We start from the raw sequence: 15,568 nt of genomic DNA, 5'->3' as shown, positions 1-15,568 counted from the left end.
GCTGCTTAACGATTAGCAGCTAACTGTTTTAAAGCCGCTTTATCTGCATCGCTTAAATAAGCAATTTCAAGCGCATTAGCTTGCGCTTTTTCCATATCGGCTGGGCTTAAACCTGCCGCAGGTGCTGCTACTTGATACTCATAGGCTATTTCAATACCTTCAACTGCCGGATCATCGGTATTAATTGATGCCAAAATACCATGGTCTAAAAAGGTTTTTAACGGGTGTTTAGCAAGCTCAGCAACAGTACTAGTTTGGATGTTACTGGTTAAGCAAGACTCGATACCAATGCGCTTATCACGTAAATAATCCATTAGCGCAGCATCTTCAATCGCTTTTACACCATGACCAATCCGCGTTGCACCAAGCTCGTTAATTGCTTGCCAAATGCTTTCGCTGCCTCGCGCTTCACCGGCATGAATAGTGGCAGCTAAGTACGCATCGTGAACTTGTTTAAAGTGATCAACAAATAACTCGCCAGGAAAGCCAATTTCATCGCCAGCTAAATCAACCGCAACTAAATCATTTTTAAAAGCAAGTAGCGCATCAAGCTCTTGCTGACAGATTTTAGTGCCATATGTACGCGACATAATGCCGATTAAGTTGGCTTTGATTGGCGCGTTTTGACACGCACTTTTAACACCATCAACCACCGCTTCGACAACACCTTGCGGATGTAGGCCTTGGCTTTGCGCCATATAATATGGACTAAAACGAAGCTCAACGTAATCGAGGTTTTGGGCAATCGCATCTTCAACATTTTCGATAGCAATACGACGACAAGCATCGTAATCACCCAGTACTTTTACACCCCAATCTAGCTTTTGTAAAAACGCCACTAAATTTGGCTCAGGGTCGATAACCTGTACGTGCGGAATAAGCGCTTCAATGTTATCAGCAGGTAATTCAAGATTAAACTGACGACCAAGGTCTAAGATCGTTTGTGGGCGAACATTACCATCTAGATGACGGTGAATATCAAGCAAAGGGAGTTTGTTATTGATCATAATTAGCACTCAGGTTCAGTAAATTTGCGCGGATCATACGTACCCACGGCGATATTTCAAGTTTAGATGATTTTATTTACTTTTTTGAGGTCAAATGTCTGCTTTAATGGCTGCTATCATTATGCAAAAAATGCCACAAGGTTTTAAAAAGTTTATCAGCATCAATTGGTTTAGTTAAATAACCATTCATACCACTGGCTAAGCCTTTCTTAAGGTCATCATCATGGGCATTTGCCGATAAGCCAATGATCGGTAAATCGGTTATCAGTAATTCATTGCGAATAACCTTGGTCGCTTGTAAGCCATCCATATTCGGCATTTGAATATCCATGAGCACAAGGTCATAGCTTTTTTCACTGATCATCTTAATAGCCTCATGGCCATCTTTCGCGATATCAGGTTGGCAGCCTTTAGTTTTTAAAATCGAACTCGCCACATGTTGATTCAATGGATTATCTTCAACCAATAGAATTGCATCATCGGCAAATGACACAGCAGTCACATCGATATCTGCTAACTCATCGTCACTATGAACGACCTCTTCAAGAGGTGATTCAAATGGCAGCGAAATTGTAAATGTTGATCCTTGCCCTTCAGTGCTACTGAGGCTTATCTCGCCTCCCATCATAACAATGAGTTTTTGACAAATACTCAAGCCTAAACCTGTCCCGCCAAAGCGACGAGAGGTTGAGCTATCGGCTTGTGAGAATGGTTTAAACAGGCGCTGTTGTGCCTCTTTACTGATGCCGATACCCGTATCAATAACACTAAAGTAAGTAAATTCGCCCTGCTGCCAAATACGTAATGTAATCGTACCCTCTTGGGTGAACTTCACCGCATTATTTAACAGATTCAACAATATTTGTTTTAAACGAATTGGGTCGGTGTGGAGCAGTAAGTGTTCAGATGCATCAAACTCAACACTAAATTCTAACGAGCGAGAGTTAAGTTCAAACTGCAATAAGTTAGTCAGCTCACTAACCAACGCATTCACATCTATGGGTTCTTGATGGAGCTCCAATCGCCCTGCTTCTATTTTAGAAAAATCTAAAACATCATTTATTACCCGTAATAGTACATTCAATGCACCATCTGCTTGATCAATATAACCACGAGCTTGTTGCCAGTCTTGCTCTTGCATCGCTAAATAATGCAACCCCTTAATACCATTAATAGGCGTGCGTATTTCATGGCTCATATTTGCCAAGAACTCACTTTTAATTTGGCTGGCTTTATCGGCTTTTAGTTTTTCTTCGCGAAGGCTTTGAGTTTGTTTCGCGACCTGCTGACGAATTTGAATATTTGTGCCGGTTACTGAAATCAAAAAAGTGATCAATAACCAAACAAACAGCATACCCACTATTTGCGCCAGCCAATAAGGCAGCCATGATGATTGTGCTACTGACTCCCATAATTTCACCTGCCATACACGCTCACCAATAATAAAGTTAAAGCTCGCAATGGCCGTTGTGCCAACACGTTGGGGGTTATAAATTTCGACTGGGTTACTGCCGTCGGTAACATCATAGAAGCTGGCATCAATCTCTGTGTTCTGATTAAAGTTAAGTGTTTGTGCTAACACTTCTAAATTGACCACTGCAACAACATAACCTCTAAACCCGACTTGGTGATTAATGTCTGAATAGACAGGGTTGAAGAATAAAACGCCCTTTTCGTTGCCATCACCTTGCATCAGGGTAATAGGCTCACTGACGGTAACATTTTTAATTAATCGAGAGTCTGTTAATGCTTGTTTGCGTAATTCGTTTGAGGCCAAATCAAAACCTTGCGCGGGTTCGTTCCCTGCTAATGGGTGAATATATTGCACCGGATAATACACAGCTCGCTGACTCACTGGCTGCCACTGCCCAGCAGCATTTTTTTCTTTCACGTAGTAATCAGCGCCCAATTCATCACGCAATAAATTTTGATAGTTGTTTAGTTGTGAGTGAATAACTTTAGGCGCCCACTCAAGAGCAAGGATTTCTTCGCTGTATTGCATTTGTCTTGCTGTAAAGCGCTTAAACTCATCAAAATCAACTACGTCACTACTAGCAAAAAAAGTGGCGAGTAAGGCTAGGTGCGACTTAATTTCATCAACTTGGTGTTCAAGATTAGTATGAATCGCACTAACTTTGGCTTGCTGGCGTTGTAAGTCTTTGTCTTTTTTTACACTGGCTGCACCATAAAAACTGACACAAATAACCATATAAATTAATAGCGACGGCACAATAATTTGTAGTCGCTGGCGGGTATGATGGTAACTAAATGCAGCTAACACTAATGGCGTGAAAATCAGCACCCCAATACTGTCGCCAATCCACCATGCAATAAAATTATTAAGTGCCGCATAACTCGGAATAACATTATTAATGACCAATAAGCCTGTGCCAATTGAAGCCGCAATCAAGCTACACAGAGGGCCTCCAATCATTAAACCAAGCACACTTTGCTTTAATGACGATAATTCAATCGGGCGCTTAGCGACATGAATAATAATGTAATAGGCAAGCCAAGCTTGGAATGTTGATGCAGTTGTTACACCAATAGCCTGCAGCATCATTTGCCAATGAAAAATATCAGTAGCTTTATCAAGGTGAATGAGGTTTACAAAGAACGCCCCTAGCAAAACTCCTGGCAGGGCTCGATTTCGAAGTAGCAATATACTAGCAAGCGCAATACCAGAAGGCGGCCATGCAGCAACCGCATAGCCATCAATCGCCAGCAAAGAATTACTTAAATACCCTGTAAGAAAGTAAGCTAGTGCAATACTTATTGTCAGTGTAAATAAGTTCTTCAAGCCATCGCTCCTTTGCTGGCTGGAGTAAAATTATTGATAGAGTACCAATGCTTTTTCTGGCTGGGCACTTTTACTATAGCTGAGTACCGCTTGCTGCAAATAGGCATGGCGATTATCTGCATTAAGCGCTTTATCAAACACTCGCGCAGCTAAGTCATATTCACCATGAGCATTCGCTAAACACGCAAGAGCTAGTAGCAAATCTGTATTCTCGGTATCTTTTTTCAATACATCTTGCAAGCTTGCTTGTAGCTTGAGTGCATCGCCAGCGCTACTAGTACGTAAAATACGTGCTAAGTCTTTATGCTGCAGCGGTTTTTTGATCATTTTAATTAAGCTTAGCTCAATTTTGTTTAACTCACCTGCTTTTGCCATCGCTGCTAAATAGCTTACCTCAGCATATGGTTTCAGGTTTTTGGCTAATTGCTCATATCGTTCAGATAAATCCGCGTTTGACTGCGCTGCAAAGTAACCGTCAAACAGTTGTTGCCACTCTTGCTCAGAAAGTGCTTTTTTACGTAATAAACGCGGCATAAAGTCATTCAATGCTGCCCACTTTTGCTCTTGCACTAAAACATGGGCATACATCTTAAGCTCTAAACGAGAGGCTTTTTTACGCTCAGCTAAGGCTTTTAGGTCAGCAAAAATAGTGCTGGTTTCGCCACTGGCGATCCATAAATTAGCGACTTTTAGCTGCTTATCTTGGCTTATTTTATCAAGAAAGCTAATTGCTCTTTCGCTGTCATTGTTTGCAAGTGCCGCTTTAGCAAGAAGCGCGTAACGTACATCGCTCCACTTTTCTGCCACGCTGTTGTTATCAAGAGCAAGCTCTAGCTGTACATAATCGTTATTGATTAAGCTCCATACACCTTGCTCAATAGCCGCTTGTTTACGCTCTTCACTGCGCGCAAAAAAACCATGGCGTGTATGGCTATATAAAGACATTACGTAACGACAAAGCTTATAAAGCAAAAACAGTGCGGCAAATGCTAATATTAAAAGTGCTGTGATGCCCCAAATAGTGCCTTCAATGGTCGTTTTATTAAAGGCAATTAAGACATAACCTTTTTGGTCTATAAAAAAGGGGGCAATCCCCAAGCAGACTGCAATTGCAATAATGATTAATAAAAAGCGGATCATTGTGCCCACTCCTTCACCTGCTCAGTACTTTGCAGTGACACTTTTGGGCTAAAATCGAGTTGCTCTTTAGAAAGCTCAGCAAGGCTTTTTAATGCCGCTTTTGTTTGTGCATCATCTTGCTTAAAGTAATCTTTTACCAAGCTATGTGCAGCATCAACAGCACTAAAATACACACTGCTTTGCTTACTTAATACCGCATCTTGCGCTTGAGCTAAGTATAAACTCAGACGTTGTTTTACTAAGTGACGCTCTTGTTCACTTAAAAATGGTGCGATAACCATATCTTCACGTGTGCGCACTGTAACAAAGAAGTCTTTAAACTGCTGCCATGACTTAGCAAGGTTCTGACGCCACTCACTGACATTTTCACTTAGTTGATTTGGGTCTTCTTTGACGACTTCTTCAGGTAGAGAAATAGCATTAAATAGAAGTTCATCCACTTTTTGATTAATGCCATGCAGTTTCAAATAAATTGCTTCAACAGCAACAGGCTCTATGGCATTCAAGGTTTGTAAATCTTGGTGAATTGCTTGGCGAATAGCCCCTGTACCTGGGTGTTCTGCAAGCAAGCTATCTAAGCGCGATAACACAGCTGCAGCCCCTTGATAATCGTGCTCAGCCCATAATTTAAATTCGGCCATACGTTGCAGGCTTGTGACTTCTTGCGGATTAAGCGTGAAAGTTTGCTGCTCGGCGCGCTTTAAAGCCGCTTGTAATTGCTGCTGAGTTTGCTCAGCACTTTCATTCAGCGCATCAGTGACCTTTTGCTCACTGTTATAAAGCGAATGTTGTAATGTTTGCTGTGCGCTTTTTAATGCATCAATTTGCTGCTGTAAGCGTTGGTTTTCATCTGTCAGCTCAGTCAATGCCACAGCCGATTGCTGATCGCTATTTAATTTGTGATAAAACTCATAGCCAACCGCAGAAGCCACTAAAAGTGAAATAAGTAACGCTAAGCTACCTGTTTTGCTGATGCCTTTTTTAGCTTGCACAGGCGCTTTCGCCCCACTATTTGCCGTTGTTTGCGCTTTTTTCTCTGGCTGTGCAGTCACTGCTTTTGCGGGTTGTTTTGATTCTGCTTCACTCATTTTGCTACCTTGCTGATTAATGCAGGTGAACATAGCGCTATCGCTCGCCCCTGCAGCAATATGTATCTGTGTTCTTGCGACATTTTGTTGCTTTAAATAGTCAGCGATACGCTCACTGGCAACGAAAAATTTCCGCTCTTTCAACCATGCACGCTGAGGCTCATTTAAGCCATTAAAAATGGCATCCACCGCTGCATTACTGGTAATGACTATACCTTCTACATCAATTGTTTGCCAGTGGTCCATCCACTTGCCCGGTTCGCTCTCAATTGCGCTCCGCTTGTAAACAACCAACTGATTTAACAAAGCACCACGTTGTTTTAAAGTTTTTGCTATGGTCGTGCGCCCGCCTTCACCTTTCACTAAAACAATGTTACTTAGCTCAACATCTTGCAGCGTTTTTAATTCAAGCAAACCTTCTGAATCATGCTGTTTGGGTACTGCAGCACGACGCCCAAAGGCTTCATAAACCGCATCAGCAGTTTGCTGACCGACCGCATAAAGTTGCGCTGCTTTGTTGATTGTTGGTGTGAGTTTTAACAAGGCATGCACGGCATCTTGCGAGATAAAAATGATTTTATCGGCATTTTCTAGCGGTGCGAGTTCACTACTATTAACAGTGAGATAATCTAAGGTAAGGACTGGACACAGGGTTGTTTGATAACCCGCCTGCTGAAGCTCAAGAGCAAGCTCAGTGCCTTTTCCTTCTGGACGAGTTATCAAAATATGCATATTAAGCGTCTCTATATACTTCAGCTAAAATTTTATCAGCACCTTGCTCAAGTAACTTTTCAGCAAGTGTAATACCTAACTGCTCTGCGTCAGCCACTGGACCTGTCACTTCATCACGTAGCATTTGGCTGCCATCAATAGCGCCCACTAAACCACGTAAATGAACTTGCTCACCCTCAACCAATGCAAATGCACCAATTGGCACTTGGCAACCACCTTCTAAACGGCGATTCATAGCACGCTCGGCATTAACACGAATACGAGTTTCAGTATGTTCGAGTGGCGCTAATAATGCTTTTGTTACTTCGTCATCAATACGGCACTCAATCCCCACTGCGCCTTGGCCATTTGCAGGTAATGACACTTCAGGTTCGATAAAGGCAGTGATGCGCTCTGGCATTTCTAAACGGATGAGACCCGCTGCAGCTAGAATGATTGCATCATATTGATCATCATCTAGTTTTGCTAAACGTGTATTAACATTACCGCGTAAATCACGGATGTCTAAATCAGGGCGCGCTTCGCGAATTTGGCATTGGCGGCGTAGGCTTGATGTACCAACAATAGCACCTTGTGGTAACTCTTCTAAGCTTTTGTAGTTGTTAGATACAAACGCATCGCGTGGGTCTTCACGTTCACAAATAGTGTGTAATGCTAGGCCTTCAGGAAACTCAACAGGCACATCTTTCATTGAATGCACCGCAATATCTGCACGGCCATCTAGCATGGCTTGCTCAAGCTCTTTTACGAATAAGCCTTTACCACCAATCTTTGCCAGTGGCGTATCAAGGATAATATCGCCTTGCGTCGACATAGGAACCAACTCTACCGTTACGTCGTCATGGAAGTGCTCTAATTGAGCTTTTACAAATTCTGCCTGCCATAAAGCAAGTGCACTTTTACGGGTAGCGATACGAACTAGTTTTGTTGTCTGTGTCATGAAAAATCCAATTAATTATCAGGCTGATACTAAATATTACTCAGCTAAAATTCTAAATTCTTTTTGGGCCAGTAAGTTGCCCTCTGCGTCAATAACTTCAACACGCCAATCACCCAATTGCTCTGGCATGATGTTTTTCGTTGAATAAGTACGAAAACGTGGGCTACTTACCGCTAATTCAATTGAAGCAAGCTGTTGATCTTGGTAATACCATTGATGACGAACAGTTTGCCCTTGCATATTCCTAAGCTCGCTAAAAAAGCTCAGGCTATTGCTAATTTGCGCTAATTTTACATCGTTTTTAAGAACGTTTACTGGTTCTCGATCAACAACATCGGTAGTTAATACTGCGCGGCTTACTTTATCTGTGTCTATTTTAGCGCCAATTGCGACACTGGCAATATGTGCTGACTGTGAAAACTGCTGCTGAGCATCGGGCGCTGCAGCAATCTCTGCTTGCTGTTCTGTTTGGAGTGGCTCTTCATCAAGAGTGACCGCTGATGTTTCCGGTTGTTGCGCGTCAACAACCTGTTCACTGTCGATCTTAGCCTCTACTGTCGTAACCTCAGGTTCTACAATGTTTGAGCTCACAACCTCTGCTTTAGCTGTTTCTGTGTTATCAGCCAGCGGTGTTTGCTCATTCATAGACGGTGCGACGATTTCTTTTGGCTCTTCTTGCTCAGCGTCATTCAAAGGCGCTTGTAGCTCAGCATTTGCAAACTCTGATTGCGGCTCATCTTGCGGTGATTGCTCTGCATTTACAGCGCCAATAAAGCTATACACTAATATAGCCAGCGCAACTAAGATAACACTGCTAACCATAAAGATGCGTCGCCAATGCCATTGATAAGTCACTGCCGTCGGTGTTGAACTTGCCGATTCAACGGTATTCATATTTGCTGTAATTACAAGTTTCTTTGTCATGTTGGCCTCTAAAACCAAAAATTAACTCAAGCGAGCAATTAACCACTCTCGAATAGCCATTAGTTCTTCACCACAAACTTGGTGCGCCATCGGATAGTCTTGCCAGCTTACTTCCATGTTATTTGCGCTAAGCACGTCAAATGCTTGTCTGCCTGCGCTATGCGGGACCACATCGTCAAATCGACCATGTGCCATAAAAATATTTAACCCCTGCTGCTTGGCTTCATCGGCTAATTTTGCAGGCACACACATGTAGGTTGAAAGTGCCATTACACCCGCTAATTTATAATCTAGACGTGGCGCTAAGTGCAGCGATACCACACCCCCTTGCGAAAAACCGGCAAGAATAATCTTGTTAGGAGCGATACCTTTTGCAATTTCTTGGTCAATAATTGCAGCCACTTTTGCAGCAGATTCACGCACTCCTTGCTCATCAGCACGCTTATCTAAATCCATTGATTTAATGTCGTACCAAGAGCGCATTGCCATCCCACCATTTAAGGAGACCGGTTGCACTGGTGCATGTGGAAACACAAAACGCACACCAAGCTCTTTTGGTAAAGCAAGTTGCGGTGCACGGGCGCAAAACCATCACCTGAATCACCTAAACCATGTAGCCAGATAACCGTTGCTTTGTGATCACCTTGCGCTGGATATTCAACAAACTCTAAACTCATAGTTCAGAACGCCATTCAATTGTTTGACCTGCTTGGCGAGTTGCCGCATCACACATAAATTGCCAAAACTCTGCACCTGAGCGGTTATCAATCCACTTATCGTCGCGTAGTTCAAAATGGTGACCATTAAATTTAGTCGCTACCCAAACTTGGTGTAATGGTGCTTGCTTATTGATCACAATTTTACTGCGATCAGGAAAGATGATTTCTAAAATACCTGACGCTGATTCATAGTCTAAATCGGCATCACATTCATCGATTTGCTCTTCAATAGTTAGCATTAATGCATCGGCTAGTGTGTGGTATTCATGATCAGTCATTTTAGTGTCCTTTAACTGGCTTTAAGCCTAGATCTGGGGGCAGATTGTGTACATCAAGTGTAACAGGAATAAATTCATCCGCGAATAGCTGCATTTTTTAAATATTCTGTTACTCTGCGATTATAAAGCCAGCAACCGTATTAATCTAATGAAAGAGACTCATAGCCAAAAATTAAAAACCATTTTACCTCTAAGCGCCCTTCTACTAACCCTAGCAGGTTGCGGACAAAGTGGTGCTCTTTATCTGCCAGATGATACTAAACCGCCTGCAAAGTCTCAGCCACAAGCTGATCCATCCGAACAACCAGAGCAAAAACAGGACCAATAGATGGACTTTTTTAACTACAATAATAATCAGCTATTCGCTGAAGACATCGCTGTCAAAGAGCTTGCCGAACAATATGGTACGCCTTGTTATATCTATTCTCGCAAAACCTTTGAACGTCATTATTTAGCATTTGCAGACGCTGCTAAGTCACATAAGAGCTTGGTGTGCTATGCCGTAAAAGCCAACTCAAATATTGCCGTGCTGAATATTTTAGCGCGACTTGGTTCAGGTTTTGACATCGTTTCAAAAGGTGAGCTTGCGCGTGTTATCCAAGCAGGCGGAGACGCAAGTAAGGTTGTGTTTTCTGGCGTTGCAAAAACCGCTGACGAAATTGCCTATGCACTTGAATTGGGGATCAAGTGTTTTAACGTTGAGTCAGTGGCTGAGCTTGAGCGTATTTCAAAAGTGGCAACGGATCTTAACTTAGTGGCACCGATTTCGATTCGCGTAAACCCAGATATAGATGCAAAAACGCACCCTTATATCTCAACCGGCTTAAAAGAGAATAAGTTTGGTATTGATATTCAAACTGCGGTGACTGTGTATCAACATGCAGCATCATTACCCGGTTTAAAAATTACCGGTGTAGATTGCCACATCGGTTCGCAGCTAACGGAAATAAAACCTTTCTTAGCAGCACTTGAAAAAGTACTGACTCTTATCGAAGAGTTAAAAGCGGTTGGCATCAAGCTAACTCACCTAGATATCGGTGGTGGTCTTGGCGTGCCTTATAATGGCGAAACGCCTCCTCATCCAAGCGAGTATGTTGATAAAATTACCGCTCAATTAGCAGACTACCAAGATTTAGAACTTATTTTTGAACCTGGTCGTGCGATTGCAGCCAACGCAGGTATTTTAGTTACTAAAGTTGAGTTTATTAAACAAAACCAAGATAAGTTCTTTGCTATTGTTGATGCAGGCATGAACGATATGTTGCGTCCATCACTGTATCAAGCTTGGCAAAGTATTGTGCCAGTTGAACCTCGCGCAGATGATACGCCTACTTACAACTACGACATTGTCGGCCCAGTCTGTGAAACCGGCGACTTTTTAGGCAAAGACCGTGAGCTTGCACTTCAAGCCGGTGACCTTTTAGCGCAGCGCAGCGCTGGCGCATATGGTTTCACTATGAGCTCAAACTACAACTCACGCCCGCGTGTTGCAGAGATCATGGTGGATGGTCAGCAAAGCCATTTAATTCGCCAACGCGAAACCTTAGAAAGCCTTTGGCAAGGTGAGAAAATTTTACCATAAACGTTTTTATAACCGCCCTGCTCTGTGGCATGATTAGCTCAGAGCAAACCCGAATTAGAGCGTTATGTTAGTTAATTTTTCAAAAATGCACGGCCTAGGTAATGACTTTGTCGTTATTGATAACATTACTCAAAATGTTTTTTTATCACGTGATCAAATAAAGAAGCTGGCAGATCGCCATTTCGGCATTGGCTTCGATCAACTGCTTATGGTTGAAGCCCCTTACTCTCCTGATCTCGATTTTCATTATCGTATTTTCAATGCCGATGGTAACGAAGTTGAACAGTGCGGCAACGGTGCGCGCTGTTTCGCCCGCTTTGTCCGTATGAAAGGCCTGACCAATAAGCATAAAATTTCGGTTTCAACAAAATCTGGTAACCTCACGCTTTATATAGAGAAAGATGGTCAAGTAACGGTAAATATGGGCCACCCCAATTTTGAACCGAACAAAATCCCATTAAAAGCCAGCAAGCGTGAGCTGACCTATATTCTTCGCACGGAAGAACATACGGTATTTAGTGGCGCAGTATCGATGGGTAACCCGCATTGCGTGTTAGAAGTTGATGACATTCATACCGCAGAAGTCACCACCTTAGGCCCACTGCTTGAAAATCATGAGCGCTTTCCACAACGCGCAAATGTTGGTTTTATGCAGGTAATTTCGCAAGATCACATTAAACTAAGAGTGTGGGAACGTGGCGTTAGTGAAACCTTAGCCTGTGGTACAGGTGCCTGTGCTGCGGTCGTGGTTGGTCAAATTCAGAATAAACTTGCTACTACCGTACAAGTTGACTTGCCCGGCGGCAGTTTACAAGTACGTTGGCAAGGCGAAGGCCACCCTGTACGAATGACAGGCCCTGCTGAGCATGTTTTTGATGGACAAGTGGCACTATGAGCAAACTAACAGAACAACAAATTGCTGAATATTTAAAAGCACACCCTGATTTTTTTATTAAAAACCCTGATGTGCTCGCTGAAGTTGAACTACAACAGCAAAAGGCGGGAGCAACTTCTTTGGTGCATATTCAACAGCGCCAATTACGTGAACACAATACGTTATTAAAAAATAAGATTGAGCAGCTCGTTGAACAAGCAAAAGAAAACGAGTTAATTTACCACTTATTTAGCGACTGTCATCGTCAGTTATGGACTAACTACGACTTTACGACACTGGCTAGCAACTTGCGCAATATTATCTGCACGAACCCATCCATTAACGAATGCCACTTAGTTAAGTACGATAAAAAGTTTGATGAATTAATTGCTCATCGCCTGCAAAACGACGGTATTTACTTGGGTCGAGTAAGCCAACAAGAAAGAGACTTACTGTTTTCAGACACGACTCAATCGACTGCTTTATATCTAATTGGTAACACGAAACACCCTGTGGCAATTTTGGCGTTTGGTAGTGATGACGTAAATCACTTCGAACCGGCAAAAGACAGCTTTTTTGTCCTTGAGTTTGTGCGCTCATTGCAACTGCGCTTATTGGAACTTGCATGAGCGATGTGACGACGCCAGACATTGATGAATTAAGTGATGCTTGGCGAACACCCATCCAACTATTTGCAGACTACTTACGCTACGAAAAACAATACTCAGCGCACACAGTAAACCAATACACTAGCCAGCTAGGCTTCGCAGCTTTGTACTTTAGTAAACTATGTGAAGACTGGTTTGCTGTTCAAGGTGAGCATATTCGCCGTTACAGCATGCAAATGCGCAGCAAACAATTGAGTGGTCGCACAATCAGTTTAAAACTGAGTTGTATTCGCAGTTTATATAAATTCTTAAAAGCCAAAAATATAGCCAGTCAGGCACATTATCACAATCCGGCAGAGGCCATTAAAGGGCCAAAATTTTCTAAGCCTTTACCCAAAAATCTAGACGTAGATCAAATGGCTAAGCTACTAGAACTGCCAGATGATGAGCCTTTAGCTATTCGTGACAAAGCTATGATGGAATTAATGTACTCTTCGGGTCTGCGTATTAGCGAGTTAGTTGGTGCTAACATACAAGATATAAACCCGACTGAAGGCGAAATTTTAGTCCGTGGTAAAGGTAACAAAGAACGTTTATTACCTGTAGGCAGCAAAGCGCTCAGTGCATTAAAAGCATGGCTGAAAATTCGCCCTCAATTTGCACATCCTGATGAAATAGCCGTGTTTGTTAGCAGCCAAAAAAAGCGAATTTCCGTACGCCAAGTTCGCTTACGGATGCAAGAATGGGGAATTAAGCAAGGGATCAGCTCGCAAGTGCATCCGCATAAATTACGCCACTCGTTTGCATCACATATCTTAGAATCATCAGGGGATCTGCGTGCCGTTCAAGAACTGTTAGGACACAGTAGTTTGTCTGCAACTCAAGTTTATACGCATTTAGATTTTCAGCATTTAGCTAAAGTGTACGATAACACCCATCCACGCGCTAAAAAGCGCTCAACTTCAGAGTAAACCCTTGTCATTATGATCCGATTTAACCGTGCCCTATCGCCAGTTTCTGTTTTAAGTTTTGATTTAGACGACACACTTTACAACAACCATCCGATCATAAAGTCAGCCTTGCAAGCACAAGCTGATTACCTCGAAGCGCTAGAACAATGGCCCACCGATAGCATGAGCTACTGGTTAACATGCCGCGAGTGTGCTTTAAAACATGATGCAACTTTAATTGATGACGTTACACGCTGGCGACAAGCAGCATTACACTATGCCATGACCGATCTGGGTTTTTCAGCAGAGCAAGCTCAGTTGCATGCCGAAAATGCTTATCAGGCATTCGCTGATGCCCGCAGTCAAATAAACGTGACTAATGAAGTACTTGAATTACTTACTAATCTCAGTAAACACTACCGCCTCATCGCCATCACCAATGGTAATGTCGAAGTAGAAAAGTTTAACCTTAATGGTGTATTTGAGTTAGTTTTACAAGCAGGCCCACACGGAAAAGCGAAGCCGCATAGCGCCTTATTTGATAGCGCAGCCAAACACTTAAAGGTGCCTCACAAGGAAATTTTGCACATTGGCGATAGCCTAGATACTGATGTGCAAGGCGCCAATAATGCCGGCTGCCAAAGCGTTTGGCTTAATAACCAAGCAACGCAATATCGTTATCAAGGGTTAGCAGATATTGAAATAAGCAATATCATGGCGCTCAATCATTTAGTTAAAAAGTAACGACTTTCAAAATTTTGTTTTATGCTGAATAAGTAAACAACAAAGATTAAATGATTGGGCAAAACGGATGAATGCTTTTCTTAAATTATTATTGCTATGTTCTCTTAGCTTAAACGGATACTTTATTTGGCAGCTGTTTAACCCCGTGAAGCCAAAACAAATTGAGACTGTAGCAACCACTCCCATAGTCAAGAAAAGCGCGGTTTTACCAGCCCACTTTCAACAAGCTGTTGCGCTATTTAGCAACCAATTATTCGACAAAGCGGTGGCCGAGTACACCCAATTGCTAGTTAATGAACCTCGCTATGCAAGGCAACTTAAACAAATTTGGCAACAACAACTTGAGACATGGCTTTCCCATCAAAAATTCACCTTAAGTGAGCAATTTTTAACGGCCTTTTTAAATAGTCACCCTTACGATGTCACCATGCTTGAACTTGAGGCAAAGCGTTTAATCGCACAAGGTGATACTCAACAGGGAATTATCAGTTTATTGGCTCTTAGCAACCAATTAGACAGCAATGAAAAGCAACAACTTAGCAAACAAATAGACGAGCTAAGTACAACCTATATTGATGAACTTATAGCGGCGCAACAATGGCAGGCATTGCTTAATAGCAGTCAACAGTGGCTTGATTACGCGCCAGGTAACGCGCATTACTTATATAATCATGCATTAGCTAACTATCATTTAGAAGATTATGTCGCGAGCCAAATAACCCTAGATCAACTGCCTGAAGATCATGAATATAAACAGCAAGCTGAGCAGTTACATCTGTTGATTCAACAAGCCCTCGCAGGAGTTGAAGTTATAAAATTAACCGCTCGAGGTTCACACTATTTAGTGAACAGTATTATCAACGATGATATCGAAACCGAGTTGATGATCGACACGGGCGCGAGCTTTACAGTCATAAATCAAACGCAATTAAACTCGCTGAATAGTCCTGCCAATTACCTTGGTACACTAGAAGTAAACACAGCTAATGGCGTTGTTGAAGCGCAGCGTTATCAACTCGAGTCGTTTCAAGTCGGACAACAACGTATTCGTAATTTTGAAGTGCTGGTAATAGAAAATCATGTTGGCTATGGCTTGCTTGGTATGAACTTTTTAGAGAATTTTAAGTTTAATATCAATCAGCAAGTGAATGAGTTAGAGTTGATAAAGAACAATTTTTAAGG

Annotated in this window: 14 protein-coding genes and 1 pseudogene; 7 read left to right on the top strand and 8 right to left on the bottom strand. The window is 42.3% G+C overall.

Annotated features, from left to right (window positions below):
- Positions 1-5: 5 nt before the first annotated feature.
- The 8 genes and pseudogenes from add to cyaY form a co-directional block, all read right to left on the bottom strand.
- On the bottom strand, positions 6-1,007 hold the full coding sequence (gene add / locus C2M25_RS20475) for an adenosine deaminase (protein WP_105182003.1): 1,002 nt from the start codon (positions 1,005-1,007) through the stop codon (positions 6-8).
- 103 nt (positions 1,008-1,110) lie between these two features.
- A complete protein-coding gene (locus tag C2M25_RS20470) occupies positions 1,111-3,807 on the bottom strand; it encodes a CHASE domain-containing protein (RefSeq protein WP_105182002.1) in 2,697 nt (898 codons plus the stop codon).
- A 30-nt stretch (positions 3,808-3,837) separates the two neighbouring features.
- Entirely contained in the window at positions 3,838-4,947 is a 1,110-nt protein-coding gene (locus C2M25_RS20465) for a heme biosynthesis HemY N-terminal domain-containing protein (RefSeq protein ID WP_063700678.1), read from the bottom strand.
- Positions 4,944-6,767, bottom strand: a complete 1,824-nt coding sequence (locus tag C2M25_RS20460) for a uroporphyrinogen-III synthase (protein WP_105182001.1) — start codon at positions 6,765-6,767, stop codon at positions 4,944-4,946. The genes C2M25_RS20465 and C2M25_RS20460 overlap by 4 nt, the downstream gene beginning before the upstream one ends.
- A 1-nt stretch (position 6,768) precedes the next feature.
- Complete coding sequence (gene hemC, locus C2M25_RS20455; protein WP_105182000.1) at positions 6,769-7,707, bottom strand: hydroxymethylbilane synthase; 939 nt, start codon at positions 7,705-7,707, stop codon at positions 6,769-6,771.
- A 36-nt stretch (positions 7,708-7,743) separates the two neighbouring features.
- On the bottom strand, positions 7,744-8,631 hold the full coding sequence (locus tag C2M25_RS20450; RefSeq protein ID WP_105181999.1) for a DUF2914 domain-containing protein: 888 nt from the start codon (positions 8,629-8,631) through the stop codon (positions 7,744-7,746).
- Between the two features lie 21 nt (positions 8,632-8,652).
- A pseudogene (locus C2M25_RS20445) lies at positions 8,653-9,308 on the bottom strand (alpha/beta hydrolase).
- The gene (gene cyaY, locus C2M25_RS20440) at positions 9,305-9,628 is read right to left on the bottom strand and encodes an iron donor protein CyaY (protein ID WP_054554661.1); all 324 of its coding nucleotides are present in this window, start codon (positions 9,626-9,628) and stop codon (positions 9,305-9,307) included. The pseudogene C2M25_RS20445 and the gene cyaY overlap by 4 nt, the downstream one beginning before the upstream one ends.
- A 148-nt stretch (positions 9,629-9,776) precedes the next feature.
- Between cyaY and lptM the strand changes: the two genes are divergently transcribed.
- From lptM to C2M25_RS20405, 7 genes are all read left to right on the top strand, one after another.
- The gene (lptM, locus tag C2M25_RS20435) at positions 9,777-9,956 is read left to right on the top strand and encodes an LPS translocon maturation chaperone LptM (protein ID WP_054554660.1); all 180 of its coding nucleotides are present in this window, start codon (positions 9,777-9,779) and stop codon (positions 9,954-9,956) included.
- Complete coding sequence (gene lysA / locus C2M25_RS20430; protein WP_105181998.1) at positions 9,957-11,210, top strand: diaminopimelate decarboxylase; 1,254 nt, start codon at positions 9,957-9,959, stop codon at positions 11,208-11,210.
- 64 nt (positions 11,211-11,274) lie between these two features.
- Positions 11,275-12,105, top strand: a complete 831-nt coding sequence (dapF, locus tag C2M25_RS20425; RefSeq protein WP_063700665.1) for a diaminopimelate epimerase — start codon at positions 11,275-11,277, stop codon at positions 12,103-12,105.
- Positions 12,102-12,713 carry a DUF484 family protein gene (locus tag C2M25_RS20420; protein WP_105181997.1) on the top strand — a complete coding sequence of 204 codons (612 nt, stop codon included), beginning with the start codon at positions 12,102-12,104 and terminating at the stop codon, positions 12,711-12,713. The genes dapF and C2M25_RS20420 overlap by 4 nt, the downstream gene beginning before the upstream one ends.
- Positions 12,710-13,663 (top strand): tyrosine recombinase XerC, encoded by a 954-nt coding sequence (locus tag C2M25_RS20415; RefSeq protein ID WP_062566243.1) that lies wholly within the window; start codon positions 12,710-12,712, stop codon positions 13,661-13,663. Before C2M25_RS20420 ends, C2M25_RS20415 begins: the two co-directional genes overlap by 4 nt.
- A gap of 12 nt (positions 13,664-13,675) precedes the next feature.
- Complete coding sequence (locus C2M25_RS20410) at positions 13,676-14,386, top strand: HAD-IA family hydrolase (RefSeq protein WP_105181996.1); 711 nt, start codon at positions 13,676-13,678, stop codon at positions 14,384-14,386.
- 67 nt (positions 14,387-14,453) lie between these two features.
- The gene (locus C2M25_RS20405) at positions 14,454-15,566 is read left to right on the top strand and encodes a retropepsin-like aspartic protease family protein (protein ID WP_105181995.1); all 1,113 of its coding nucleotides are present in this window, start codon (positions 14,454-14,456) and stop codon (positions 15,564-15,566) included.
- Positions 15,567-15,568 lie beyond the last annotated feature (2 nt).

The sequence above is a fragment of the Pseudoalteromonas sp. T1lg21 genome (genome assembly GCF_002964625.1).
GTDB classification, from domain to species: Bacteria; Pseudomonadota; Gammaproteobacteria; order Enterobacterales; family Alteromonadaceae; genus Pseudoalteromonas; species Pseudoalteromonas gelatinilytica.
Note: the sequence above shows the minus strand (reverse complement) of the source record. Positions and strands in the feature narration are given on the sequence as shown.